The 24919-nt window shown below is 73.8% G+C and carries 22 protein-coding genes, 1 tRNA gene and 1 pseudogene; 14 read left to right on the top strand and 10 right to left on the bottom strand.

Annotation, left to right across the window (positions count from 1 at the left end):
- The first annotated feature begins 129 nt into the window (after positions 1-129).
- From AWW66_RS23495 to AWW66_RS23480, 4 genes are all read left to right on the top strand, one after another.
- A complete protein-coding gene (locus tag AWW66_RS23495) occupies positions 130-669 on the top strand; it encodes a hypothetical protein (RefSeq protein ID WP_067370488.1) in 540 nt (179 codons plus the stop codon).
- Positions 660-1430: a hypothetical protein gene (locus tag AWW66_RS23490; RefSeq protein ID WP_396890709.1), complete on the top strand. Its 771-nt coding sequence runs from the start codon at positions 660-662 to the stop codon at positions 1428-1430. The genes AWW66_RS23495 and AWW66_RS23490 overlap by 10 nt, the downstream gene beginning before the upstream one ends.
- A gap of 392 nt (positions 1431-1822) precedes the next feature.
- On the top strand, positions 1823-4678 hold the full coding sequence (gene topA, locus AWW66_RS23485; RefSeq protein WP_067370485.1) for a type I DNA topoisomerase: 2856 nt from the start codon (positions 1823-1825) through the stop codon (positions 4676-4678).
- A 200-nt stretch (positions 4679-4878) separates the two neighbouring features.
- Entirely contained in the window at positions 4879-5799 is a 921-nt protein-coding gene (locus tag AWW66_RS23480; protein ID WP_067370483.1) for a DUF559 domain-containing protein, read from the top strand.
- Between the two features lie 96 nt (positions 5800-5895).
- Here the strand turns inward: AWW66_RS23480 and AWW66_RS23475 are convergent, their stop codons facing one another.
- Positions 5896-7251 carry a D-arabinono-1,4-lactone oxidase gene (locus AWW66_RS23475; RefSeq protein ID WP_067370480.1) on the bottom strand — a complete coding sequence of 452 codons (1356 nt, stop codon included), beginning with the start codon at positions 7249-7251 and terminating at the stop codon, positions 5896-5898.
- 226 nt (positions 7252-7477) lie between these two features.
- Between AWW66_RS23475 and AWW66_RS23470 the strand changes: the two genes are divergently transcribed.
- Positions 7478-8053: a TetR/AcrR family transcriptional regulator gene (locus AWW66_RS23470; protein WP_067370477.1), complete on the top strand. Its 576-nt coding sequence runs from the start codon at positions 7478-7480 to the stop codon at positions 8051-8053.
- 47 nt (positions 8054-8100) lie between these two features.
- Here the strand turns inward: AWW66_RS23470 and AWW66_RS23465 are convergent, their stop codons facing one another.
- Entirely contained in the window at positions 8101-9309 is a 1209-nt protein-coding gene (locus tag AWW66_RS23465; protein ID WP_067370475.1) for an amino acid deaminase/aldolase, read from the bottom strand.
- Positions 9310-9407: 98 nt separating this feature from the next.
- On the opposite strand from AWW66_RS23465, the gene tmk reads away from it, so the two are divergent.
- The 6 genes and pseudogenes from tmk to AWW66_RS23435 all read left to right on the top strand — a co-directional run bounded on the left by tmk (position 9408) and on the right by AWW66_RS23435 (position 15816).
- On the top strand, positions 9408-11756 hold the full coding sequence (tmk, locus tag AWW66_RS23460; protein WP_281179623.1) for a dTMP kinase: 2349 nt from the start codon (positions 9408-9410) through the stop codon (positions 11754-11756).
- Positions 11756-12946, top strand: a complete 1191-nt coding sequence (locus tag AWW66_RS23455) for a DNA polymerase III subunit delta' (protein ID WP_067370472.1) — start codon at positions 11756-11758, stop codon at positions 12944-12946. The genes tmk and AWW66_RS23455 overlap by 1 nt, the downstream gene beginning before the upstream one ends.
- 227 nt (positions 12947-13173) lie before the next feature.
- Complete coding sequence (locus AWW66_RS23450) at positions 13174-13503, top strand: YbaB/EbfC family nucleoid-associated protein (protein WP_067370469.1); 330 nt, start codon at positions 13174-13176, stop codon at positions 13501-13503.
- Position 13504: 1 nt separating this feature from the next.
- Positions 13505-13801, top strand: a pseudogene (locus AWW66_RS23445) (hypothetical protein); the annotation flags it as partial.
- Positions 13802-13950: 149 nt separating this feature from the next.
- The gene (locus AWW66_RS23440; protein WP_067370493.1) at positions 13951-14634 is read left to right on the top strand and encodes a hypothetical protein; all 684 of its coding nucleotides are present in this window, start codon (positions 13951-13953) and stop codon (positions 14632-14634) included.
- Positions 14635-14955: 321 nt separating this feature from the next.
- Complete coding sequence (locus tag AWW66_RS23435; protein WP_067370466.1) at positions 14956-15816, top strand: PSP1 domain-containing protein; 861 nt, start codon at positions 14956-14958, stop codon at positions 15814-15816.
- A gap of 13 nt (positions 15817-15829) precedes the next feature.
- On the opposite strand, the gene AWW66_RS23430 is transcribed toward AWW66_RS23435, so the two are convergent.
- Entirely contained in the window at positions 15830-17710 is a 1881-nt protein-coding gene (locus tag AWW66_RS23430) for a metallophosphoesterase family protein (RefSeq protein WP_396890710.1), read from the bottom strand.
- A 54-nt stretch (positions 17711-17764) separates the two neighbouring features.
- Here AWW66_RS23430 and AWW66_RS23425 point away from each other — a divergent pair.
- Positions 17765-17838: transfer RNA gene (locus AWW66_RS23425), tRNA-Thr, on the top strand.
- 93 nt (positions 17839-17931) lie between these two features.
- On the opposite strand, the gene AWW66_RS23420 is transcribed toward AWW66_RS23425, so the two are convergent.
- From AWW66_RS23420 to AWW66_RS23395, 7 genes are all read right to left on the bottom strand, one after another.
- On the bottom strand, positions 17932-18237 hold the full coding sequence (locus AWW66_RS23420) for a hypothetical protein (RefSeq protein ID WP_067370460.1): 306 nt from the start codon (positions 18235-18237) through the stop codon (positions 17932-17934).
- Positions 18234-19400 (bottom strand): helix-turn-helix domain-containing protein, encoded by a 1167-nt coding sequence (locus tag AWW66_RS23415; RefSeq protein WP_067370457.1) that lies wholly within the window; start codon positions 19398-19400, stop codon positions 18234-18236. The genes AWW66_RS23420 and AWW66_RS23415 overlap by 4 nt, the downstream gene beginning before the upstream one ends.
- The gene (locus AWW66_RS33940; protein ID WP_157527772.1) at positions 19397-19558 is read right to left on the bottom strand and encodes a hypothetical protein; all 162 of its coding nucleotides are present in this window, start codon (positions 19556-19558) and stop codon (positions 19397-19399) included. The genes AWW66_RS23415 and AWW66_RS33940 overlap by 4 nt, the downstream gene beginning before the upstream one ends.
- Complete coding sequence (locus AWW66_RS23410; protein ID WP_157527769.1) at positions 19555-19743, bottom strand: hypothetical protein; 189 nt, start codon at positions 19741-19743, stop codon at positions 19555-19557. Before AWW66_RS23410 ends, AWW66_RS33940 begins: the two co-directional genes overlap by 4 nt.
- A gap of 194 nt (positions 19744-19937) precedes the next feature.
- Complete coding sequence (locus tag AWW66_RS23405; protein WP_083978818.1) at positions 19938-20945, bottom strand: helix-turn-helix domain-containing protein; 1008 nt, start codon at positions 20943-20945, stop codon at positions 19938-19940.
- Positions 20946-21564: 619 nt separating this feature from the next.
- Complete coding sequence (locus tag AWW66_RS32970) at positions 21565-21789, bottom strand: DUF4190 domain-containing protein (RefSeq protein ID WP_067370452.1); 225 nt, start codon at positions 21787-21789, stop codon at positions 21565-21567.
- A 258-nt stretch (positions 21790-22047) separates the two neighbouring features.
- Positions 22048-23589 carry an FAD-binding oxidoreductase gene (locus AWW66_RS23395; RefSeq protein WP_067370450.1) on the bottom strand — a complete coding sequence of 514 codons (1542 nt, stop codon included), beginning with the start codon at positions 23587-23589 and terminating at the stop codon, positions 22048-22050.
- Positions 23590-23924: 335 nt separating this feature from the next.
- Here AWW66_RS23395 and AWW66_RS23390 point away from each other — a divergent pair, with 335 nt between their 5' ends.
- Both AWW66_RS23390 and AWW66_RS23385 read left to right on the top strand, forming a co-directional pair.
- Positions 23925-24434 (top strand): DUF2231 domain-containing protein, encoded by a 510-nt coding sequence (locus AWW66_RS23390; RefSeq protein ID WP_067370447.1) that lies wholly within the window; start codon positions 23925-23927, stop codon positions 24432-24434.
- The coding region (locus AWW66_RS23385) for an Hsp20/alpha crystallin family protein (RefSeq protein ID WP_157527766.1) at positions 24431-24919 on the top strand (489 nt) is incomplete at its 3' end. The genes AWW66_RS23390 and AWW66_RS23385, both read left to right, overlap by 4 nt.

Raw genomic sequence — 24919 nt, 5'->3', positions numbered from 1 at the left:
CCGGGCCCCACCGAACCCCGACCGGGCTCCACGGAGACCCCGACCGGGCCCTGGGGCGAACGGGCCGCCGGGGTACCCCGGCAAACCTGACGGGTGGCGGGCGGCGCCGGAGGCCGTACCCTGCAACGCATGCGTACCTGCCGGGCGACAGCCGCCGGAAAGCTGACGGTGCTCCTGGCCACGCTCCTGGCGCTCGCCGGCTGTGCCAGCGGCCCCGCCCCCCGGGCCTGGGCCGCCTCGGTCTGCGAGGCGCTCGCCCCCTGGCGGGCGGAGATCAGCAAGCTGACCAGCAGCACCCAGCAGCAGATGACCGCGCAGACCACTCCCGCGCAGGCAAAGGAGAATCTGGTTCGACTCTTCGCCGGTGCGGCCGAGGCGAGCGAGACTGCCCGCCGCAAGGTGGCGGAGGCCGGGGTGCCCCGGGCCGACCAGGGCGAGGAGGTCTCCACCGGCTTCCGCGCCTCGCTCGGCAAGGTGCGGGACGCGTACGGTCGGGCCCGGGACACCATCGACGGGCTGAGCACCAGCGAACCCGAGGCGTTCTACGAGGGGGTCCGGTCCGCCGTGGCGACGCTCAACGAGGAGTACGACGCGAGTGCCCTGGACACCAGCCGGTTGCACTCGACAGAGCTCAAGCAGGCCTTCGACGAGGTCCCGGAGTGTCGCTGACGCAGCCCGAACCCGTAGCCGATCCGGCCCCGGAGCTTCCGCTCGACCCGGCCGGGCCGCTCCCGGCTGACCCCGACCGGCCCGTCCCACCCGCGTCGCCCCGGCAGCCGGCACCCGGGCCCCACCGCCCGCCCGCCGGGACCGAGGCCGGCGGGCGGCAGCTCTCGCTGTTCGGTGCGGAGGCGGCCGAGCCCGCCGTGGCCGATCTCGCCGGCCTGCTCGCCGGGCCGGGGGAGGTGGTCCGGATGGGCGGTACGGCCCGACTGGCGATCGTGCTGGACGACGCCTGGCGGGTGCACGTGCTGGTGGCCGAGCTTGCCCGCCGTGGGATCTCCGCCACCTGGGAACCGGCCGGCGAACAGTACGCCGTCCGCACCTCGTACGCCAGCACCCTGGCGCCGCTCGCGGTGGCCTGGCTGCGCGGCGGTGTCCAGCGCCCGCCCGCCGGGTTCCACCTCAACGGCCGGCGGCTGCGCCTCTGGCTGGCGGCGGCCGGCAGCGCCGACCCGTCGGGGTTCCGGCTCGGGCTCGGCGCCGACGAGGGCGGCTGGGCGTCGGTCGGTGCCGCGCTGGCCGCCGTCGGCCTGCCCGGGGTGCTCCTCGACGCGGCGGCCGGCGGCCCGGCGTACCGGATCACCGGTCGTCGCCGCGTGGCCCGCCTGGCCGAACTGGTCGGCGACCCGCCGCCCACCGTGCCGTCCACGCACTGGCCCACACCGTCCGGCCCGCCACCCACCCCGGTCTCCGCCCCGGAGCGGTGATCACGAAGTTCGCCCCGGGCGGACCGGACCGGGTGTCGTACAAATCCTGATCAACCGGGTCGAACGAGCGTGGGGGTGTCCGATGGGGGACAGCCGGGAGGCTGGTTTGCGACAGAAGACGGGCAGGTCACGGCTCAGCCGGGGGCCCGGTTTCGTCGCGCTCACCCACTGCGTGCCCTACTCACGGTGTACGGTGGCGCCGTTCGGGACGGGCGGGCCCCGGTGACGTCGGCCGCCACCACCGTGGCGGGACGGGTCACCGCCCGCGAAACCCGAAACGCGGACAACGCGTTACGTTGGACGTCCGGACCGCCGGTGGCCCGGAGGCGGTCCGCGCCTGATCATCATGATCAGTCGATGGGCCACGAGCAGGAGTGAGGTCGGGGAGTAACGTGCCGAGCAACGCCAGGACCACCCGTCTGGTCATCGTCGAGTCACCGGCGAAGGCCAAGACGATCTCGGGCTACCTCGGCCCGGGGTACGTCGTGGAGGCCAGCTTCGGTCACGTCCGCGACCTGCCGCGCAACGCCGCCGACGTGCCCGCCAAGTACAAGGGCGAGCCGTGGGCCCGGCTCGGGGTCGACGTCGACAACGGCTTCCACGCCCTCTACGTGGTCTCCCCGGACCGCCGGCAGCAGATCAGCAAGCTGACCAAGCTCGCCAAGGAGGTCGACGAGATCTTCCTGGCCACGGACGAGGACCGCGAGGGCGAGGCGATCGCCTGGCACCTGGTGGAGACCCTCAAGCCCAAGGTGCCGGTCAAGCGGATGGTCTTCCACGAGATCACCAAGCCGGCGATCCAGGCCGCCGTCGCCAACCCCCGGGAAATCGACCGGGACCTGGTCGACGCCCAGGAGGCCCGACGCATCCTCGACCGCCTCTACGGCTACGAGGTCTCCCCGGTGCTGTGGAAGAAGGTCATGCCGAAGCTCTCGGCGGGCCGGGTGCAGTCCGTGGCGACCCGGATCGTGGTCGAGCGGGAGCGGCAGCGGATGGCGTTCCGCTCCGCCGAGTACTGGGACATCCTGGCCACCCTCGCCGTGGTGCGGCCGGGCGACGGGCCGCGTACCTTCAACGCCACCCTGGTCGCGCTGAACGGCGACCGGATCGCCGCCGGCAAGGACTTCGAGCCGACCACGGGCCGGGTCCGGCCCGGCGCCGGGGTGGTGCACCTGGACGCCGGGGGCGCCCGGGGGCTGGCCGCCCGGCTGGAGGACCGGCCGTTCACCGTCACCCGGGTCGAGGAGAAGCCGTACCGCCGCCGGCCGTACGCGCCGTTCATCACCTCCACGTTGCAGCAGGAGGCGGCCCGCAAGCTGCGGTTCTCGTCCCAGCAGACGATGCGTACCGCGCAGCGCCTCTACGAGAACGGCTACATCACCTACATGCGGACCGACTCGGTGAACCTGTCGGAGACCGCCATCGCGGCGGCCCGCCGGCAGATCGTCGAGCTGTACGGCGAGCGCAGCGTGCCGCCGGAGCCGCGCCGCTACACCGGCAAGGTGAAGAACGCCCAGGAGGCGCACGAGGCGATCCGCCCCGCCGGGGACAACTTCCGCACCCCGGGCGAGGTCGCCAACGAACTCTCCACCGAGGAGTTCAAGCTCTACGAGCTGATCTGGCGGCGGACCATCGCCTCGCAGATGACCGACGCGGTCGGCTCCAGCGTCTCGGTGCGCATCCGCGCGGTCTCCTCCGCCCAGGAGGAGGCCGACTTCGGCGCCACCGGCAAGACCATCACCGACCCGGGCTTCCTACGCGCGTACGTCGAGTCCAGCGACGACGAGAACGCCGAGGCGGAGGACGCCGAGCGCCGGCTGCCGAACCTGGTCAAGGACCAGCCGCTCACCGCCGACGAGCTGGCCGCGCAGGAGCACCACACCCAGCCGCCGTCGCGGTACACCGAGGCGTCGCTGGTCAAGGCCCTGGAGGAGCTGGGCATCGGGCGTCCGTCCACGTACGCCTCGATCATGCAGACCATCCAGGACCGGGGGTACGTGGTCAAGCGCGGCCAGGCGATGATCCCGTCGTTCCTCGCGTTCGCGGTGATCGGGCTGATGGAGCGGCACTACCCGCGCCTGATCGACTACGACTTCACCGCCAGCATGGAGAACGAGCTGGACGAGATCGCCGGGGGCGACCACGCCGCCGTCGACTTCCTCACCTCGTTCTACTTCGGCAGCACCAACGGGGCCGGGGACCAGACCATCGCCCGCTCGGGCGGGCTGAAGAAGCTGGTCACCGAGAACCTCAGCGAGATCGACGCGCGCAGCGTCAACTCGATCCCGCTGCACACCGACGAGGAGGGGCGCGAGGTCGTCGTCCGGGTCGGCCGGTACGGGCCGTACCTCCAGCGGGAGCTGCCCGGCGGGGAGCAGGCGGCCCCGGCGGAGGGCGAGGAGGGCGGCGCCCAGGGCGACCGGGCCCCGATCCCCGAGGGGCTGGCCCCGGACGAGTTGACCCCGGAGAAGGTGCACGAACTGTTCCTCGGCGGTGGTGGCGAGCGCAAGCTCGGCGACGACCCGGCGACCGGGGAGCCGATCGTGCTCAAGTCCGGCCGCTTCGGCCCGTACGTCTCCAGCGGCGAGCGGAAGTCGTCGCTGCTGCGCTCGCAGTCGCCGGACTCGCTCACCTTCGACCAGGCGTTGCAGCTGCTCAGCCTGCCCCGGCTGGTCGGGGTCGCGCCGGACGGCGCCGAGGTGTTCGCCAACAACGGCCGCTACGGCCCGTATGTCAAGCGTGGTGACGAGTTCCGCTCGCTGGACTCGGAAGACAAGATGTTCACCGTCACGCTGGACGAGGCGCTGGCGCTGCTGGCCGCCCCGAAGACCCGCCAGCGCCGGGCCGCCGCGCCCCCGCTGCGGGAGATGGGCGTCGACCCGGCCACCGAGAAGCCGCTGGTCATCAAGGACGGCCGGTTCGGCCCGTACGTCACCGACGGGGAGACCAACGTCTCGCTGCGGCGCGGGCAGACCCCGGAGGCGCTGACCATCGAGGAGGCCGCCGAGATGCTCGCCGAGAAGCGGGCGAAGGGGCCGGCACCGAAGAAGAAGGCCGCCAAGAAGGCCGTCGCGAAGAAGACCACCGCCGCCAAGTCGACCACGGCGGCCAAGTCCACCACCGCGAAGGCGACCACCGCGAAGGTGACCAAGGCGACCGCCGGCAAGGCCACCCCGGCGAAGGCCACCAAGAAGGCCACCCCCGCCAAGAAGGCCGCCCCCCGGAAGGCCACCACCCCCACCGACTGACCCCGTCCCACCGACTGACCCCGTCCCACCGGAAGACCTTGGAAGGAAATGGCCCCTCAAGGGGCCACATTCTTCCAAGGTCTTCTTGCTGGGCGGTGCGTTGTCCACAGGGGCAGCGGAGAACGGGCGCGGTTGGGCAGGGTGGGCCGGTGGCGACCGATGCGGGTGCTGGCTGGACAGGTGCGGGGTGGGGGCGGTCCTTGCCCGGTGACACCGCCGACGAGTTGACCTGGCTGCTCTCTCAGCAGGAGGACGTGATCGCTCTCGACCAGGCCGGTCGGTACCTGTCCCGCAAGGCGATCCGGCACCGGGTGGCCACCCGCCGCTGGCGGCAGGTCCACCGAGCGGTCTTCGTCACGCACAGCGGCCCGGTCAGCGCGGCCCAACTCCGCTGGATCGCGGTGCTGGCGGCCGGGCCGGAGGCGGTGCTCGGCGGGCTGACCGCCGCCGAGGCGGGTGGCCTGCGTGGTTTTTCGACCCAGGTCGTCCATCTGCTGCTGCCCGCCGACCGTCGGCGCGGCCCGCTGCCGCCGGGTGTGCGGCTCCACCGTACGACCCGGCTGCCGGCCGAGGACGTGCTCGACATCGGTACGCCCCGTCGGACCAGGCCGGCCCGGTCGCTCATCGACGCGGCACAGTGGGCCGACAGCGACGCCCGGGCGCGGGCCGTGATCGCCGCCGGCTTCCAGCAACGCCTGGTGGGCGGGGACGATCTGCACCGGGTGCTCGACCGTCTGCCCCGGGTCAACCGTCGGAGGCTGATCCTGGAGATCGCCACCGACGCTGCCGGTGGCGCGCACTCCCTGGCCGAGTTGGACTTCCTCGGCCTGGTCCGGCGGGCCGGGCTGCCCGAGCCGACCCGGCAATGGGTACGCCGGGACTCGGCCGGTCGCCGCCGCTACCTTGACGCGTACTTCGAGCAGTGGCGGGTGCACGTGGAGATCGACGGTGGGCAGCACCTGGACCCGCAGACGGCATGGTCGGACATGCGTCGCCAGAACGACCTCTGGATCGACGGCGACCGGGTGCTCCGCTTCCCGGTCTGGGCGCTCCGCGCCCACCCCGACCAGGTCCTCACCCAACTCCGCGCCGCCCTCCGCCAAGCCGGCTGGTCCGCCTGACCCCCACGGTGGAAGACCTTGGAAGAAAACGGCCCCCGCAAGGGCCACTTTCTTCCAAGATCTTTCCGGCTCCGGCTCCGGCTCGCCCTCCGGTTGTCAGGGGCCGAGGATGTGGGTCAGGTGGGGGTTGGTGAAAACGCGGTGCGGGTCGAGGCGGTCGCGGAGGCGGTGGAAGTCGGCGAACCGGGGGTACGCCCCGGCGAGCGAGGCGGCGTCGCGCCAGTGCAGCTTGCCCCAGTGCGGCCGGCCGCCGAGACCGGTCGCCACCTGCTCGAAGGCGCGGAAGTACGGCTCGTACGGCATGCCGACGTACTGGTGCACGGCGACGTACGCCGAGTCCCGGCCGTGGCTGTGCGACAGCCAGATGTCGTCGGCGGCGGTGAACCGCACCTCGGCGGGGAAGAGCACCCGGAAGGGCAGGCCGTCGACGATGCGCCGGAGCGCGTCGAGCGCCTCGGGCAGGGCGGCGCGCGGCAGCGCGTACTCCATCTCGGTGAAGCGGATCCGGCGCGGGCTGCAGAAGACCCGGTCGGAGCGGCCGGTGTAGTGGCGCTCGCCCACCGCGCGGGCGATGCCGGCGCTGATCGTCGGGGCCAGCGCCGGCAGTGCCCGGCCGAGCCGGCAGGCCCCGCCGAAGACGGTGTTGGCGAGGAAGTCGTCGTCCAGCCAGCCCCGCCACCGGGGCAGCGGCCGGTCGTCGGCCGGTACCCGGTCGTTGGTCTTGACCTGCACCCGGTCGGTGTAGGGAAACCAGAAGAACTCGACGTGGTCGTGGGCCTCGACCAGCGCCGGCAGGTCGGCCAGGACGGTGGCGAGCCGGTCGGGGCGGTCGTGGGCGTGCAGCACGAACGCGTCGACACACTGGAGGGTCACGTCGACCAGGACGCCCAGCGCGCCGAGGGAGACCCGGGCGGCGGCGAAGACGTCCGGGTGCTCGTCGGCGGCGCAGCGCAGCACCTCGCCGGTGCCGGTGACCAGGGTCAGCGCCGTGACGGTGGTGGCCAGACAGCCGAGTGCCGCCCCGGTGCCGTGGGTGCCGGTGGAGATCGCCCCGGCGACGGTCTGCGCGTCGATGTCGCCCAGGTTCGGCATGGCCAGGCCGTGCCGGGCGAGCAGACCGTTCAACTCCCGTAGGGTGAGTCCGGCCGGTACGGTGACCTGCCGCCGTGCGGCGTCGACCCGGATTCCGGCCGGGGGCGGGTCGGCGTCCGGGCCGCCGGCACCGACAGCGGTGGGGCGGGGCGGTTCCAGGCGGTACCCGTCGGTGGTGGCGAGCGCGGTGAAGGAGTGGCCGCTGCCGACCGGGCGGATCCGGTGGCCCCGCGCGACGGCGGTCCGGACGGCCTCGGCGACCTCCTCGGCGGAGCCGGGGCGCAGCACGGCGGCGGCGGTGGCCCGCTGGTTGCCCGCCCAGTTCGACCAGTCGACACGCGGTGCGGCGGTACCGGCCATCGGAACTCCTCGACATGAATGTGAACCGTCTTCATAACAGGAACGTTGTGCCTGGTAAATACCGCAATCGAGGTCGGCTCGTTAGAACCGGTAGTCACACAGTCGTGACGTGCAGATATGTTCATCCGTCGAAGGGGGGTGGCGCCGAGTGTCCACACCAGCCGCCACGACCGGGCCGCTGCGCCGGGTACCGGTGCAGGGTCGAAGCGTCGCTCGGGTCCAGCGGATGCTGGACGCCTGCGCCGAGCTGGTCGACGAGGTGGGGTACGAGGGCCTGACCACGACCCTGCTCGCCGAGCGTGCCGAGGTGGCGATCGGTTCCGTCTACCAGTTCTTCCCGGACAAGCGGGCGATCGTGCAGGCGTTGACCCTGCGGACCATCGAGTCCTACCTCCAGCGGCTCGACGAGCGCTTCGCCTCCGACGACCTCACCCACTGGTGGGACGGGGTCGACGCGGGGATCGACGAGTACATCACGATGCACCGGACGGTTCCGGGGTTCCGTACCCTCCACTTCGGCGACGTGGTCGACCTGCACCTGCTCGACGAGAAGCGGGACAACAACGGCGTGATCGCCGACCAGCTCGCCCGGGTGCTCATCGAGCGCTTCGGCATCGCCGACGAGCCCCGGCTGCGCTTCATCCTGGAGATCGCCGTCGAGGCCGCGGACGCCCTGATCAAGCTGGCCTTCCGCCGGTCGCCGGACGGGGACGAGCGGGTGCTGACCGAGGCCAAGGCGCTGATCCGGGAGTACCTGCACCGGCAGGTCGACGCCCCGGCCGAGCGCACCCCGCCCGGCTGACCACCCGCGGGCACCGGGTGCGCCCCGCCCGCGCTCTCCACCGCCGGTCAGAGGAACGCCCGCCCCTCGCCCCGGTAGGTGGGCACGGTGTCGACCACCTCGTCGCCCACGACCAGGTGCAGCTCGTTGACCCGTTCGCACAGCTCACCGGCCTTGGCGTGGCGGAACCAGACCCGGTCGCCCACCCGTAGCCCCACCGCCCCGGGGCCGGTGAGCGGGGTCTGCACCTCCCCGGCGCCCTCGGCACCGACCATCCGCAGCCCCGCCGGCAGCCACGGGGTGGGCAGCCGGCTGGTGGCGGGCGGGCCGGAGGCGATCCACCCACCGCCGTGCACGGTGGCCATCCCGGGCGTCGGGCGACGGACCACCGCGCAGGCGAAGTAGGCCGCCGGGGTGGGGCGCCAGACCCGGTACCCGTCGAACAGCGTCGGCCCGTACAGGCCGGAACCCGCGGTGACCTCGGTGACCGCGGGATCGGCGCTGGTGGCCGCCACGCTGCCGGTGCCGCCACCGTTGACGAACTCCAGGTCGGCGTGTTCGCGGACGGCGCGCACCGCCGCGCCCCGGCGGGCCAGCAGTTCCCGGTACGACCGGCGCTGCACGGCCCGGATCGCCGCGCCCAGCGCGGCCTGCCCGGGGGGCGCGTCGCCGAGGCCGGCGATCTGCGCCTCGTACGCCATCAGCCCGACCAGCGTGAACCCGGGCCGCCGGGTGACGGCGGCGGCGAGCGCGCCCGCCGCCCGCGCGGAGTGCACCGGGGAGCGGCGGACCCCGATGTGCACCCGTGCGCCGAGGGGTCGCCAGGAGGCGTCCAGGTCGAGGCAGACCCGTACCCCGGGGCGACCGGTCGGGGCGCGGACGGCGTCGACCAGGTCGAGCTGCCCGGGGTCGTCCACCATCAGGGTGACGGTCCGGGCGAGCGTGGCGTCGCCGGTCAGCTCGGCCAGCGCCGTCCGGTCGACGGTGGGGTACGCCACCAGCACGTCGTCGGTCACCCCGGTACGGGCCAGCCAGATCGCCTCGGCCAGGGTGAACGCCATCACGCCCCGCCAGCCGGGCCGCCCCAGGGCCCGGCCGGCCAGCGCCCGGCTGCGGATGGACTTGCTGGCCAGCCGGAGCGGTTTGCCGGCAGCCCGGTCGGTCAGGGCGACCGCGTTCGCGTCGAAGGCGGCAAGGTCGACCACCGCGTACGGCGGGTCGAGATGGGCGGTCGCCCGTTCGAGTCGCTCGCGAAGTTTGTCACGTTCAGTGGTCACTGGTGCACGCTAACTGTCGAGACGGTAATGCGAAATACCCTCACCTATGCCGGGCTGCGGGGGGTGGCATCGGCCACCTAGGCTGCGGCGAGCAGGCAATGTCGCGGCGGGGCGGCTCCCCACCGGGACTAGAGTGTTCCACCGGGGCGCCCAGCGATGGGCCGGCACGCGGAGGTACGGCCATCGACAGCCAGCAGCACGGCGAGCCGTCCGGCGTGTCGCCGACCAGCGACGCGACCGGCGCTGCCGGACCCACCGACCAGCCCACCGGCGAGTCGACCCGGCCGCCCGGCGGTGCGCCGGCCGCCGGCAAGGCCGACCTCTCCGGGTACGCGGGCATCCGCTCGGTGCTGCGGATCCGGCCGTTCCGCCGGCTCTGGATCGTGCTCGGCGCGGCCTCCTTCGGTGACTGGCTGGGCCTGCTCGCCACCTCGGTCTTCGCCGCCGCCCAGGTGCAGGGCAGCACCGCCCAGGGTGCGGCGTTCGGCATCGTCATCGCCATCCGGCTGCTTCCCGCCCTGGTGCTCGGGCCGATCGCGGGCGTCTTCGCCGACCGGTTCGACCGGCGCTGGACGATGGTCATCTGCGACGTGCTGCGGTTCGTGCTGTTCGCCTCGATCCCGCTGGTCGCCCTGCTCGGCGCCAGCGGCCCGGTGGTGGTCGGGTGGGCCACCGTGGCGACCTTCCTGATCGAGACGGTCACCCTGCTCTGGATCCCGGCCAAGGAGGCCGCGGTCCCCAACCTGATCCCCCGGGCCCGGCTGGAGGCGGCGAACCAGCTCACCCTGATCACCACGTACGGTCTCACCCCGGTCTTCGCCGCCCTGGTGATCGCGGTGCTCGACGGCAGCGTCCGGGCGGTGACCGGCGGCGACATGCCCAACTGGGCCGAGCCGGCGCAGTTGGCGCTCTGGTTCAACGCCCTCTCCCGGCTGGCCACCGCGCTGGTGGTCGCCTTCGGCATCAAGGAGATCAGCCAGTCCCGCGCCAGCGAGCAGGAACGCGCCGAGCAGACCATGGTGCGCCAGTTCGTCGAGGGCTGGCGGTTCATCGGGCAGACCCCGCTGGTCCGGGGCCTGGTGCTGGGTATCTTCGGTGCCTTCGCCGGTGGCGGCATCGTGATCGGCACCGCCCGGTTCTTCGCCAACTCGCTGGGCGCCGGTGACGCCGCGTTCTTCCTGCTCTTCGGGGCGATCTTCATCGGGCTGGCGCTCGGCATCGGGCTCGGCCCGATGATCGTGCGGGACATGTCCCGCCGCCGGTGGTTCGGCATGAGCATCGTGCTGGCCAGCGCGTCCGTGATGACCCTCGCGTTCGCTATCCACCTGTCGATGGCGATGGTCGGGGCGGTCCTGGTCGGCGCGGGCGCCGGGATGGCCTTCCTCGCCGGCACCACCCTGCTCGGCGGGGAGATCGCCGACGAGGTGCGCGGCCGGGTCTTCGCGGTGGTCCAGATCGGCACCCGGATGGTGCTGATCCTGGCGATCGGCCTGAGCAGCCTGCTCGCCGGTGTCGGCGGCTCGCGCCAGCTGAACATCGTCGACCTGGGCATCTCCATCTCCTCGACCCGCCTGCTGCTGCTCGCCGCCGGTGCCGCCGGGATCTTCGCCGGGATCAGCGCGTTCGGCCAGATGGACGACAAGAAGGGGGTGCCGGTCCTCGCCGACCTGTGGGGCTCGATCCGGGGCCGCCCGCTGATGCCGGCCGAGCCGTTCGTCTCCGCCGGGCTCTTCGTGGTCTTCGAGGGCGGCGAGGGCGCCGGCAAGTCGACCCAGGTCAGCCAGTTGGCCGGGCGGCTCGACGGGCAGGGCCGGGAGGTGCTGGTGACCCGGGAGCCGGGCGCCACCGGGGTCGGCGAGCGGATCCGCGCCCTGCTGCTGGGCACCACCTCGGCCGACGCGCCGTCGCCGCGCGCCGAGGCGCTGCTCTACGCCGCCGACCGGGCGCACCACGTGGCGACCGTGGTCCGGCCCGCCCTGGTCCGGGGCGCGGTGGTGATCAGCGACCGGTACGTCGACTCGTCCCTGGCGTACCAGGGGGCCGGGCGGACCCTGCCGGTGGACGAGGTCTCCTGGCTCTCCTCCTGGGCCACCGGTGGGCTCAAGCCCGACCTGGTGGTGCTCCTCGACGTCGACCCGCGGACCGGCCTGTCCCGGGTCGCCGCGCGCAGCGCGGACGCCGACCGGCTGGAGGCCGAGTCGGTCGCCTTCCACGAGCGGGTCCGGTACGCCTTCCTCGACCTGGCCGCCGCCGACCCGAAGCGGTACCTGGTGCTCGACGCGTCCCGCCCGGCCGAGGAGATCGCCGAGCTGGTCGCCCGTCGCGTCGACGAGCTGCTGGCCGAGCCGGAGGGCCTGGTCAAGCCCCGCCCGACGGAGGCGCCGGAGACCCCGGGGCGGCCGGAGTTATCCGACGAGGAGTTGGTGACCGTGAGGCACCGGACCTGATGCCCGACGTCTTCGCCGAGCTGGTCGGGCAGGACGAGGCGGTCGACACCCTGCGCCGGGCCGCCACGGCCGCCGCCGGTGTGCTCCAGGGCACCGCCACCCCCGGTGCCGGGATGACCCACGCCTGGATCTTCACCGGGCCCCCGGGGTCGGGCCGGTCGGTCGCCGCCCGCGCCTTCGCCGCCGCCCTCCAGTGCGTGCACGGCACCGGGTGCGGCGAGTGCCCCGGCTGCCACACCACCCTGGCCGGCACCCACGCCGACGTCCGGCTGGTGGTGCCCGAGGGGCTCTCCATCGGGGTCACCGAGATGCGGGCCCTGGTGCTGCGCGCGGCCAGCACCCCGTCCGGCGGGCGGTGGCAGGTGGTCGTGGTGACCGACGCCGACCGGCTCACCGAGGCGGCCGGCAACGCCCTGCTCAAGGCGATCGAGGAGCCGCCACCCCGGACGGTCTTCCTGCTCTGCGCCCCGTCCACCCACCCGGAGGACGTCTCGGTGACCATCCGGTCGCGGTGCCGACTGGTGCCGCTGCGGCAGCCGCCGTCCGGCGCGGTGGCCGAGGTGCTGGTCGCCCGGGACGGCATCGACCCGGAGACGGCCGGGTGGGCGGCTGCCGCCGCGCAGGGGGACGTCGAGCGGGCCCGGCTGCTGGCCCGGGACCCGCAGGCCCAGCAGCGGCGGGCGGCGGTGCTGGCGGTACCCCGCCGGCTGACCGGGGTCGGCGCGGCCTTCGACGCGGCGTCGGCGCTGATCGAGGCCGCCGAGGCGGAGGCCGAGGCGGCGGTGGCCGAGGTCGATGCCGCCGAGAAGGCCGCGTTGCAGACCGCGCTCGGCGCGGGCGGCACCGGGCGGGGCGCGGCCGGTGCGGCCCGCGGCAGCGCCGGGCAGATCAAGGAGCTGGAGAAGCGGCAGAAGTCGCGGGCCACCCGGGCCCAGCGGGACGCCCTGGACCGGGCCCTGGTCGACCTGGCCGGGTTCTACCGGGACGCGCTGGCCGCCGCGGTCGGCGCGCCCGTCGCGCCGGTACACGCCGACACCGCCGAGCTGGCCGGGGCGGGGGCGCGCAAGTGGGCGGCCGAGGGGGCGTTGCGCCGGCTGGAGGCGGTCCTGACCTGCCGGACGGCGATCGCGGCGAACGTCAAGCCACGGATCGCGGTGGAGGCGATGATGCTCGCCCTCTGGAAGGGCTGACGCCCCGCGCGGGCCGCCCGGGTGGCCGCCCACCACCCCCGGAAGCTGACTGCTCGGTCAGGAAGGGGTGACTCCTCGGCCCGGCGGCGCTGGCCCCTCGGTCCGGGCCGTCCGGCCGGCTGTCCACAGGCATCGACAGGTGCAATTGGTGTGCGGTACGGTCCCCGGTGATGTCGCCGTGACGGCGGTGGCACGCTGCGTGAGGCAGTGCCGGGGAGGGGTCGCCGATGCCGCGGGGGGAGATCGACGAGGCCTGGATCGAGGAGGCGGTGCGGCGGTACCGCCGGATCGAGACCCTCCAGGCCGAGTTCGACCAGGCGGTGGCGACGGTCGAGGTCACCGTCCGCTCGCCGGACGGGCTGGTCGAGGTGGTGGTGGCCGCCGACGGCCGGATCACCGACGTGCGCTTCCTCGGCCCGCTGCACTCCCGGGACCCGCGTGCCGTCGCCGCCTCCGTGCGGTCCGCCATCACCGCCGCCGCCGACGCCGCCCAGTGGGCCCGGGAGAAGCTGCACAACGAGACCTTCGCCGCGTACCGGCCGCTCGCGGGGGCCTGAGATGGAGCCGTTGCGCGCCCTCGCGGCCCGCCTCGACGAGGCGAGCGCCACCCTGACCGACCTGGCCCGCCGGGTGACCGCCACCGACCCGGCCCACCCGGCCTTCGGTGCGGACGCCGCCGGTCGCCCCGGCGAGATCGGCCGGGCCCTGCACCGCCGGTGGACCGCCGCGACCGACGAGCGGGCCCGGGAGGCGGAGGCCGCCGCCGCCCGGCTGGCCGCCGCCGCCATCGCGGTGCGGGAGGCCGCCGAGCGGTACGCCGACACCGACGCCGCCGCCCGGGACCGGCTGACCGGCCCGGACCCCGGTCCGCACCACCCGCCCGGCGCGGACGTCACCGGGTTCCGCCCGGCCGGCCCGGCGCACCGCCCGGCCGGCGTGGACGTCCCGGGGCACCGCCCGGCCGGCGTCGACGCCGGGGGCCACCGGTGGCTCGGGGCGCGGTGATGGACGCCCTGGACCGCCTCGCCGAGCCGGGGCTGGACCTGCTGCGCCGGGTCGACACCCTGCTCGCCGCCGGGGCACCGGAGGGGCACCCCGTCTGGCCGCTGCTGCGCCGGCTCCAGGTGCTGCCGGGGGAGGCGGTCCGTGGCTTCCTCGATCTGCACCCGGCGCCGCTGACCACCGCCGGCCACGCGGTGCGCCGGCTCGTCCGGGGGTACGACCAGGCCAGCGCCACGCTCACCGACCCGGTCGCCTGGTCCGGGCCGGCCGCCTCGGCGTACGGGCAGTCCCGGGCCGCCCTGCTGCGTCACCTCGACGAGGGGCCGGACAGCCTGGTCGGCCGGCTGGAGTCCACCGCCGGGTACGCCGACGCGCTCGCCGACTGGGTGGACGGCAGCCGGGCCGCGCTGGCCCGGACGCTCGCCGAGGTGCTGGGCTCGACCGAGGCGGTGGCGGTGGTGGCGGCCACCTCGCCCCAGGCGGCCGAACGGGAGCCGGGGTCGGGTCGGGTCGGTGCCGCCGAGGCGGCCGAGATCGCCCGCCGGGTGCTCGCGGTGCTCTCGGTGGCCTACGACGGCGCGGAGACGCTGTTGCGGGAGTGGTCGCCGAGCCTCGGCCCCGCGCCCTGGCGTCCGCCGGTCGAGCGTCCGGTGCGCCACGACACCCCGACCCGGCTGGGGTGGTGACCCGGCCCGTCCACGGTGGAGCGGCGCGGCGTCGCGCCCCGGCCGGGGTTCCCGGTGGACGGGGCGCGACGCCGCGGCCTTTCCTGCACCCCCCGCAGGCCTGCCTCCACTCAACGCCGCCGGCGGCCCGCTGTCTCCCCGCCGCACCATGATTCAGCCGTCCGGGCGAGCCGGGACCGGCCGTCGGGCCGACCGGGCCGGCACGGGACGCCCGCCGGGCACTCGGATCGATCGATTCGATCATCGTGGATCGTCGCGTCGGGTGACCGTCCGGCCACACCTGTCCGGACGGGTCGGGTCGGCGCGTCGTAGGGTGGAGTCATGGGCATGCTCTGCGCGGTCAGCTTCAACCGGTACGGGCGGCTGTACTACCTCGACCCGGGGGAGCTGCGCCCGCAGGTCGGCGACAAGGTGCTGGTGCCGACCGACGACGGGCCCGAGGTGGCCGAGTGCGTCTGGGCCGCCCAGTGGGTCACCGACGACACCGACGGCTTCCCCCGGCTGGTCGGGCTGGCCCGGGAGGAGGACCTGCGCCGGGACGAGACGCTGCGGCGGCGCAAGGCCGAGGCGAAGGTCGCCGCGAAGCGGCTGATCCGGGAGCACGGCCTGCCGATGAAGGTGGTGGCGGTCGACCACGTCCTGTCCAGCGGGGAGGGCGGCAGCGACCGGACCACGATCTACTTCACCGCGCCGCACCGGGTGGACTTCCGCTCCCTCGTCCGGGACCTGGGCGCCACCCTGCACTGCCGGGTGGAGCTGCGCCAGCTCTCCGCCCGGGACTCGGCCCGGGTGCAGGGCGGGATCGGCTCCTGCGGCCGGGACCTGTGCTGCGCCACCTTCCTCAACGACTTCGAGCCGGTGACCATCCGGATGGCCAAGGACCAGGACCTCCCGCTGAACCCGCTGCGGATCTCCGGGGCGTGCGGCCGGCTGATGTGCTGCCTCAAGTACGAGCATCCGCTGTACGCGAAGTTCCAGGAGTCCGCCCCGGCGATCGGCTCCCGGGTCTCCACTCCGGAGGGCGACGGCAAGGTGGTCGGCCACAGCGTCCCCCGCGACGCCGTCACCGTGCGTCTGGACGCCGACGGCTCACGCTCCATGTGCTCCCGTGCCGACGTCTGCGGCTCCCGTCGCGCCTACGACAGCCGGGACCAGTCGGGCCCGCAGAGCGTGGCGCGCTGACCGGCGTACGGAACTACCTGTCCTGACCCCCACCGGCTCGCGGGGTCGCCGCCGCCGGGGTGGTCGTCGGGGCGACGACGACCGGCGGTTCGGCCAGCCGGGGCCGCAGCGGGCCGGCGGGGACCAGCCAGGACGACTCGGGGTCGGGGTCGGGGTTGACCCGCCAGCGCCGGGCCACCCGGTCGACGGCGATCGGGTACACGGTCAGCGTCCCGTCCGGGTCGATCCGGATCCGCAGGAACGCCTTGGCGTCCTCGATGCCCTGCCCGGCGAAGAGTTCGTTCAGGTTCACCCCGAACGTCCCGGCGATCAGCAGGTACCCGGCCACGACCTGGGTGGCCACCAGCCCGGCGACCGGGCCGTACAGCACCGCGGCGGCGAGCGCCGGCAGCGGCCAGGCCCAGTCGTGGACGGGCAGGCTCAGCCAGGCCCAGGTGCCGGCGGCGGCCAGCCCGATGTGCGCCAGGCCGTGGCCGGTGCCGAGGATCCAGTGCCGGGCCTGCCGGTTGCCGCTGGCGGTGGGCGGCTTGGCGAAGAAGGCCGCCCCGAGCAGGGTCACCACCAGCATGATCACCAGCGGGACGCTGAACAGCCGCTGGTCGGTGCTGTCCACGTCGTTGGCCGAGACCCCGGCCATGGCGAGCATCAGCAGCGTGTGCAGGGCACCGAGCAGGGTGGCGAAACCCGGGTTGCGGCGGGGCAGCCGGGCGAAGACGCCCCAGCCGTACCGCCGGGACCGGGCCGCCTCCGGGTACCGGCCGGCCAGCTCGTACTCCCGGGTCTTGCTGGCCCGGCGGGAGAAGGTGTCCCGGGGCGGCACCTCGATCCGCTCGGGCAACCGGTGGGTGGGGGAGAGGTACGCCCCGCCGCCGCCACAGGTGATCAACTGGCGGTCCGGGCCGGCGTAGCGGGCGTAGTGGTGCGAGTCGCCGGTGAGGATCAGGCGGACCCGGGCCCCGGTCGGCGCGATCACCGTGCGGATGAAGTAGTCGATCGAGTCGTACGCGGTCCGGTCCTCGACGGCCTTGACCCAGGTCGGCGCCGGCACGGCCAGGATCACCCGGGAGTGCGGGCCGAGCCGCCCGGCCACCTGGTGGAAGTAGGTGAGCTGCGGGTCGTCCAGGTACGAGCCGGACTGGTCGTCCAGCCCCAGCAGCCACCAGTCGGCCGGTAGCTGGACGGCGAAGTACGACCGGGTCTGGCCGGTGCCCCAACCGCCGAAGTGCCGGTCCCGGGTCCGCACGAACAGGCGCAGGAACGCGGTCAGCCCGTCGTACCAGTCGTGGTTGCCGGGGACCGCGAAGAGGGTGGGCCGCTCGGGCGGGGTGACCGGCAGGGCGGCCTGGTACGGCCCCTTGCAGCGGTCCTCGTACGCCTCGTAGCTGGCCGACGGGTAGACCTGGTCGCCCCCCATCACCAGGGTCTGCGCCCGGGGCAGCCGGTGCCCGTCGACGGTCAGCTCCCGCTGGGCGAGCAGGTACGCCACCGAGTACGTGGCGTTGAAGCCGTCGCCCAGATCGGCGACGTAGTCGAGCCAGAGCCCGCCGTCCGGCCCCACCTGCCGGGACACCCCGTCGCCGAAGGCCCGTTGCAGCTCACGTTTGTCCAGGTACGCCCCGAACAGCATGGCCAGCAGGGTCCGGAGCCCGGTGCTGATCAGCAGCAGCGGCGCGAGCCACGGCACCGGTTTGCGGGGCGTGAAGCCCAGCTCACGCGGGTCGGTGGTACGCGGCCGGTGCGCCGGCCGGCCACCGGCCGCCTCGCTGGCGTGCGGGTCGTCCGGGTCGACGACGGGGGTGGAATCGTCGCTCACCCGGCGCAGCGTAGTGCCGCTTCCTGGGAACCGCTGTCCGCCGACCGACGCCCGGCGCGTCCGGTCCGCCTCGCCGTGGATACGGGGATCCCGCTCGGCCCGGGGGCGGTTCGTGCCGTACACTCGACGATCGTTGCCGCCTTAGCTCAGTCGGCTAGAGCGACGCACTCGTAATGCGTAGGTCGACGGTTCGATTCCGTCAGGCGGCTCGGTGAGGGAAGACCCTCTGACCTGGGTAAACACTCAAATGTCAGAGGGTCTTTCCGTGTCTCGCAGAGATCAACAGTGTACGAAACCGTGCACTACCGGCCGGGAGCCGGCGTGTGGACAACCGCCTGATCTGGGCCACCGGCGACCGCGTCGTAGAGCACGTCCAGGCGTACGGTGACCCGCACGCACCATGACCGCGCGCACGCGCCCGGCCCCGAGCACTCCGGCAGATGCCCGCGTACCCACAGCATGCCGACCGGTGCCGGCGGATCGGCCACCCCCTGCACCGCCACGGTCCGCACCTCCAGCGGCGTCGCTCCGGGCAGACCCAGGTGGCTCGCCCACTCGCCGGCGGCGAGCGACAGCCGGGTACCGGCCGGCACCCTCAGCGCGCTCACCGGGCCACGTCCACGCCGGCCGCATCCGCCAGCACCAGCAGAAGCGGATCGGGCCGACCGGTGCCGGCCAGCACCCTGGCCAGGGTCGTCCGACCAGTCGGCCGGATCCGGACCTCTGCCGGCGCGAGCCGGTCCGCGTCCAGCAGTGCCCGGCCGGCGGCGACCAGGTCACCGGCCAGCACGTAAGCCGGTGTGACGTCGACCAGGTGCGCGGCCCGGTGTTCGAGGGGCAGCAGCGGCCATCCGGGGCCGGCCGTGAGGTCTTCGTGCAGGTCGACAGCGCTCCGACCCTCGCCCAGTGCTGCCGCTGCGGCGATTCGGGCGGCCTCGACGGCCGCGCGCTCTGCCCCGGCCGGCTCGGTCATCCCGTGTGCGTCGTCCAGGAGTTCGGTCACCGTCGGCCGGTCGCGGTGTCCGGCGGCGGCGAGCGCGGCCTGGAGCAGCAGCATCACGCACGCGGCCCGTTCGGCGGGCGTGCCGGTTCCGTCGGTGAGTGGTGCGATCTGGTGTGCGCTGACGATTGCTGTCTCGAAGGCGTGGCGGTGTCGGCCGGCGGCGCGCAGGGCCTGGCCGAGTGGCGCGGCGGCGACGGCCGCCAGTAGCGGATCATCCGTGCTGGCGGCGACGGCCAGGCCCCGGTCGGCGGCCAGCCATGCCAGGTCGGCAGCGCCGAGTTTCACCAGGGTCAGGGTGGTGAGCCGGTACGCCTGGACCTGGTGGTCGACCGCCATCCGGTAGCTGTCGTGAAGCAGGCCGGGCAGGAGTTCGAGCAGCACGGTGTACCGGCCGTGTCCGTACACCGCGTCGGCGTGTGCGATGCGTGTCCGGTACCGGTCCGGGTCGGGTGCCGGTACGGTCGGGCGGGCCGTCAGGGCGGGGTGCCGGGTCAGCGCCGCCCGGACGGCCTGGACGCCGTCCGCCGTCTCGGCAGGAGACTGCGCCGGCTCGGGCCGGTGGTCACCGCCGAGAAGGATGTCGGGATCGAGGGCGAGTACCTGCGCGACGTCGTGGATCACCGACACCCGGTCGAGGGAGCGGGCACCGCGTTCGACTTTGTCCACCCAGCTCTTCGACTTGCCGAGCCGGTCGGCGAACTGCTGCTGCGACATGTTCCGCCGGCCCCGCCAGTACGCCACCCGCCGGCCTATCGGCACCTCGCTCACCGCACTGCCACCTGGTCCCGGAACCACCGGGCCTCGGTGCAGTCGGCGGTGGTGCCAGGTCCGCACCGCCGGCAGGGCCGGCCGGCCTCGTGGGCGGCGATGACGCGGCGGGCCACGATGGCCACGCTCAGCGGGTCGACCGCCTCGTCCACGCTCACCGGGCCGACCTCCGGCCGCCGCGCCGCCCGACCTGCACGGCGTCGGTCGGGGTGGGCACGTCGACCGGGGTGCGCTCGGCTTCGGCCTGGTCGAGGATCCGCCGCCTCGCGGCCTCGTGCTCGGCGGCCTGGATCGCGGCCCCGGACACCGGCGGTTCGGCAGCCTTGCGGGTACGTCTGATCATCGCCATCCCCCTGCTCGGGTAGCCGGGGCGGCACTACGCAGGCTGGCCCCGGGAGAGGAGGGTGGCGGCGGCTGCACACATCGCTAGGTCACGGATGACCGCCGCCACCCACCGAGCATCATGCGGTCACTCAGTGCATGGGCGGGAGGGTGGCGGCGTCCGTGACCTGTCCGGAAACTGTCCGGCTCCGCAGCTCAGCCCCCTGCGGCGACCAGGGCCTGCCGATACTCCGTGGTCCACTCAGCGTCACGCTGGTCCTCTGGCAGGTTGTCCAGCCCGGCCCGCAGATGATCCGCCGCTGTCGTCTCCTCGCCGAGGGCCAGGTGTGCGAGGCCGATGTTCATGCGGCCGAACGTCGGCGTCAGCCAGTACGCCGACGGCGGTGCCGACGCCGATTCGGCCTGCTCGACCAGGTCGCTCGCCTCGGCGAGCAGGCGCACTGCGGCGGCCCGGTCGCCGAGCAGCGCGTACCCGTGGGCGGCCTGGACGCCGTCGCCGATCCGTTGCAGCACGGTTGACCCGGGGGTGTGGTACGCGGCGAGGAAGTGCCGCACGATGCCGCGAGGATTGCGCCGGTGCCGCTGCACGTAGCCGAGGAAGTTCTCTGCCTGGGCGGCGAGCACCCCGGAAGCGACCGCGTCGGCTTGGTCGGCAGCCTCGGTCAGCGCCCGTACCGCCTTGCCGTGCCGGCCGTCCTCGGCGTACAGCCAGCCCAGGAACTGGGTCCACTCGGCCGCCACCTCGTGAAGGGCGGGTGCGTGCGGCCCCCGGGCCTGCGCCGCCACCTCCTGCACCGCCCGACACTGCGGCACCGCCGCCGGCAGCATGAGCCGGGCCGCGACCGCATCGTCCAGACGCCGCTGGGCGGCCAGCGCGTCAGCGAGCAACTCGACGGTACGTGCGTCCAGTCGGCTCGGATGGTCGACCACGTACGCAATGCGGTCATCGTCGTCGGGAGTGGTCACGGCCGGCGCGTCGACGACCAGCGCGGCGAGGACCCCGCTGGCGTGCAGTGCCTGGTCGAGTTGGACCGCGACCTCGGTCGTCGGCCGGGACCGCCCGGATTCCAGATCGTGCAGGTAGCTCTTGCCGTAGTGGACGGCCCGGGCGAGGTCGCGTAGCGACAGGCCGCATCGTTGGCGCAGGCGCGCCAGCTCGGCAGCGAACGTCGGGTCGACAATGGTCCGGATGCGCGCCGGCATGGCCCCTCCCGCACGAGGGCGACCGGGCCCTGCGCGGCCCGATGCTGTAGTGCGCACATTACGTGTTGTAACCGTTCGCTGCTACCCTGGCGCGTCCGCAGGGGCTGGCCGCCGGTCTCCGTTCAGCTACGTTTGCATCGTCTGCACCTAGTTCACTCGACCCGCAACCAGGCGTCCTGCCGGGTCGCCGTGCGCCCGTCGCTTCCGTCCGGCGGCTCGGTGCGGGAAGGCCCTCAGGTCTCGGTGAACGACCGACGGTCAGAGGGCCTTCCGTGTCCCGCAATGCTGAAAGTGCGCCGAACTGCTTGCTGCGCGTCCTCGCCGGATCTGACGGGTAGGCAGATCACCCTGTCCCTTGTGCCCCAAAAGTCGCCGCTCTGGCGATGGGCTCGGAGAGATCTTGGAGCCGCGTGGCCCCTATGGGGGCCGAAATCTCCCAACATCTATTTCGAGGGTTCCGAAGGCGGCAGGCGAAGGGTGTATTGAGGCGGTATGGGCGTTCTCTCGTTCGGGTGAACGGCCGGCAGGCAGGGTGGGGCCGGGCCGACAGATCACGGCCGCGCACCCGCCGCGCCAGGTCGGCGTACCCCTGTCCTGTGCCTCGTCCGCCGTTCCGGGGTCAGTTGGTGGTGGCGGCGCGGTCGGCGTTGGCGATCAGGACGGCGAAGATCTCGAAGAAGAGGACCGCGAGGCCGGTGAAGACGTAGCTCAGCACCAGGCCGGCCGTGGCCAGGCCGGAGCCCTGCTCGCCGGTCTGGCGGATCTGCCGCTTGGCCAGGTGGCCCAGGACGATGCCGACGGGAGAGGCGACGAAGGCGAAGACCAGCGACAGGATCGCCAGCACGTTGGTGCGGCCGGCCCCGCTGGCGGGAGCGGCGGCGGACTTGTGGCTGTCGTGAACGGTGGCCTGGCTCGTCGATACCTCCCCTGTGGACTGTCTGTGTGACGCCGGTGGTTGCCGGTTCGGCCCGGTGGCAAACCTGTCGATCGGCAGGCCGAGCGACCCGACGGCGAGGCCCTGACCGGAGGCGGTGCCGGTCAGGGCCTCGTGTCCCGGCGGGCCGCACCTCGATACCGGCGGCGGTGGCCAGGGGGGGGCAGGTCAGCAGGTCGCGGGTGGGATGCTCTGCTCGTACTGGAAGATGTTGTACGGGTCGTACTTCGCCTTGATCCGGCGGAGCCGGTCGACGTTGCGGCCCCAGTAGGCGGTCTCCCAGTCCTGCATCCCGATGTTCGGCACGTTGACGTACGCGCCGTGCACGTACGGGCGCAGGGCCTGGCTGAACTCGGCGATCCACGCCTGGGCGACCGGGGTGAGGGCGTCCCCGCTGTTCGGCACGCCCCGGGTACCCCATCCGGCGCCCGGCTCGGAGTAGAAGAGCGCGTCGCGGTGCGGGAACGCCGAGCCGCCGCGCGGGGGGCGGTTCTGCGCCCCGGTGCCGAACGCCTGGGTGAAGAAGTTGCTGTCCTCCGTGGGGGCGTCCGCCATGAACGCGCTGATCACCTCGATCGCCTCCCTCGGGAACGGCTCGTTGGTGAACTGCGAGAAGAACTTCCAGTTGGCGGGCTCGTCCGCGGTCGGGATCTGGAATCCGGCGTAGATCTCGCCCCACCCGCCGGTCTGCACCGTGACCTGTGGGCTGCCGATCGACAGTACCGGCTTCAGCAGCTCCTTCACCTCGGCCGCCGATCCCTCGGCGAGGACCGCGAACAGCAGGATCTGGGATTTGTGGATCTCCACCTGGGTGCCGAGGCGGTGGTCGGCGAAGGGTGCCGTGCGCTGCCAGGTGTCGAAGACCCCCCGCAGATCGCCGAGGCCCGTCCAGGTGGCCTGTAGGTAGGCGACGCTCTGTAGTGGTGTCACCCGGTACGTGAGCGAGGTGACGATCCCGAAGTTGCCGTTGCCGGCCCCGCGCAGCGCCCAGAGCAGGTCCTCGTGGTCGTCCAGGTCCACCTCGATCGCCTTCGCGCCGTGCGTGCCGGACGCGACGACGATCTCGGCCCCGATCAGGCTGTCGCAGGCCATCCCGAGGTACCGGGTGAGGAAGCCGAACCCGCCGCCGAGGGTCGCGCCGGAGAGGCCCACGCTGCCCTCGGTACCCGTCGTCACCGCGAGGTTCCGCTGCCCGAGCGCGGTCACCGCCTCCAACTGGTTGAGCCCGGCACCGACCTTCGCGGTACGGGCGGCGGTGTCGATCTCGGTCGACTTCAGTTCGCTGACGTCGATCACGATGCCGTTGTCGACGTTCGACCAGCCTTCCAGGCTGTGCCGACCGCTGCGCACCCGCAGCGCGACGTCGTTCTGCCGCGACCAGGCGAGGGCGTTGACCACGTCCCGGGTCTGCTGCGCGAAGACGATGACCAGCGGATAGTGCTCGAACAACTCGTCCCAGCCGAGGCTGGCGCTCGGGTAGTCGGGGTCGCCGGGGCGGACGATCCGGCCGGTGAGTTCGGCCGGCGGGCCGTCCCAGCCGGGTGTGGGCCGCTCCCCGCCGGGGGTCGGGCGGTCCCGGCCGGGGGGTGACGCCGGGCCGCTGTCGGCGGCGGCACCAGGTGCGCCCCCGGAGACGATGCCCGGCACGAGCGCCCCGGCACCGACGGTAGCCGTCGTGGTGAGCAGTTTTCGACGGGAAAGGTCGTGCATGGTCGTCGCCTCTCGAATCGGGTCACGCCAGCCTTCGGCCAAGGGACAAAACGCCCTTTCCTGGCGCAAGTTCACCGTAGGGCCGGAAGGTTCTTCGGATATCGGAAAATCCGTTTCACGACCCCGGTCGGGTGACGCCGAGCGGGTGGCCCGGCGGGCGGCGACGCGGGCGTCACGGGCCCGGTCCACGCGCGTTGATCTCGGTGGCGGTGGTCCGCGCCCAGCACGGCTCGGCACACCGTCGTCCAGTCAAGGTCGCCGGCCGGCCCGACGTTTACCCCCGACGATCGGGGGTACGGGCGGCAAGGCGACGCCCGAGGCGGTTGGAGGCCCCGATGGAGAGCCGACTGAAGGTGCTGGGCCACCCCGTCCACCCGATGCTGGTGATGTTCCCGGTCGCCCTGCTGGTCACCACCGTGCTCTTCGACGTCATCGACACGGTGGGCGGGCCGGACTTCCTCGGCGAGGTCGCGTACTGGAACCTCACCGTCGGCCTGGTCGGTGGGCTGCTCGCCGCCGGCGCCGGGCTGTTCGACCTGCTGGCGATCCCCTCCGGTACCCGGGCCAAGCGGGTGGCCCTGACCCACGCCGCCGCGAACGTCGCGGTGATCCTGCTCTTCGCCGCCGTCTGGGCGGTACGGCTCAACGCCGACTCCCGGGCCGCCGGTGGCGCGTTGATCGCCATCGAGGTGGTCGGCCTGGGCATCCTCGGCGTCAGCGCCTGGCTCGGCGGCGAGCTGGTCGATCGGCTCGGCGTCGGGGTGGACCGGGACGCGCACCTGGACGCGCCCAGCTCGCTACGGTCGGGCGGCGCGGCCGGCACCCGGATCGGCGAGTCCCGGTGAGCGGAGCGGGCTGGCGCCGGCAGCAGGGCTGGGACCCGGTGGGCGAACTCCAGTCGCTGCGCTCCGAGCTGAGTCGTCTGGTCGGCGGGCGGTCCGGCCCGCCCGAGGTCGAGCTGGTCGAGGTCCCCGAGGGCTGGGAGGTGATCGTCCGGCTGCCCGGGGTGGCGCCCGAGGAGGTCGCCGTCGAGCTGGACGACCGCGAACTGTGCGTCCGGGCCCGGTCCGAGGCCGAGGTCAACGCCGACCAGGGCATCCCGGGCGGCTTCGAGACGCGCGGCTTCGAGTACCGGGTCGACCTGCCGGCCCGGATCGACCCGGACGGCGTCGACGCGGTGATGGACCACGGACTGCTGCGGGTGCGGCTGCCCCGGGCCGCCCGCCCGACGCCCCGCACCATCGTCGTCGGCGGCTCCCCGCGCGCCCGCGCCGACCAGGTCCCGGCCGGTCGCGCCGACCAGCCCCCGGCCGGTCGCGCCGACCAGCCC

It is taken from the genome of Micromonospora rosaria (genome assembly GCF_001567585.1).
Lineage (GTDB): Bacteria > Actinomycetota > Actinomycetes > Mycobacteriales > Micromonosporaceae > Micromonospora > Micromonospora rosaria.
This window is presented reverse-complemented; position numbering and strand designations above follow the sequence as displayed.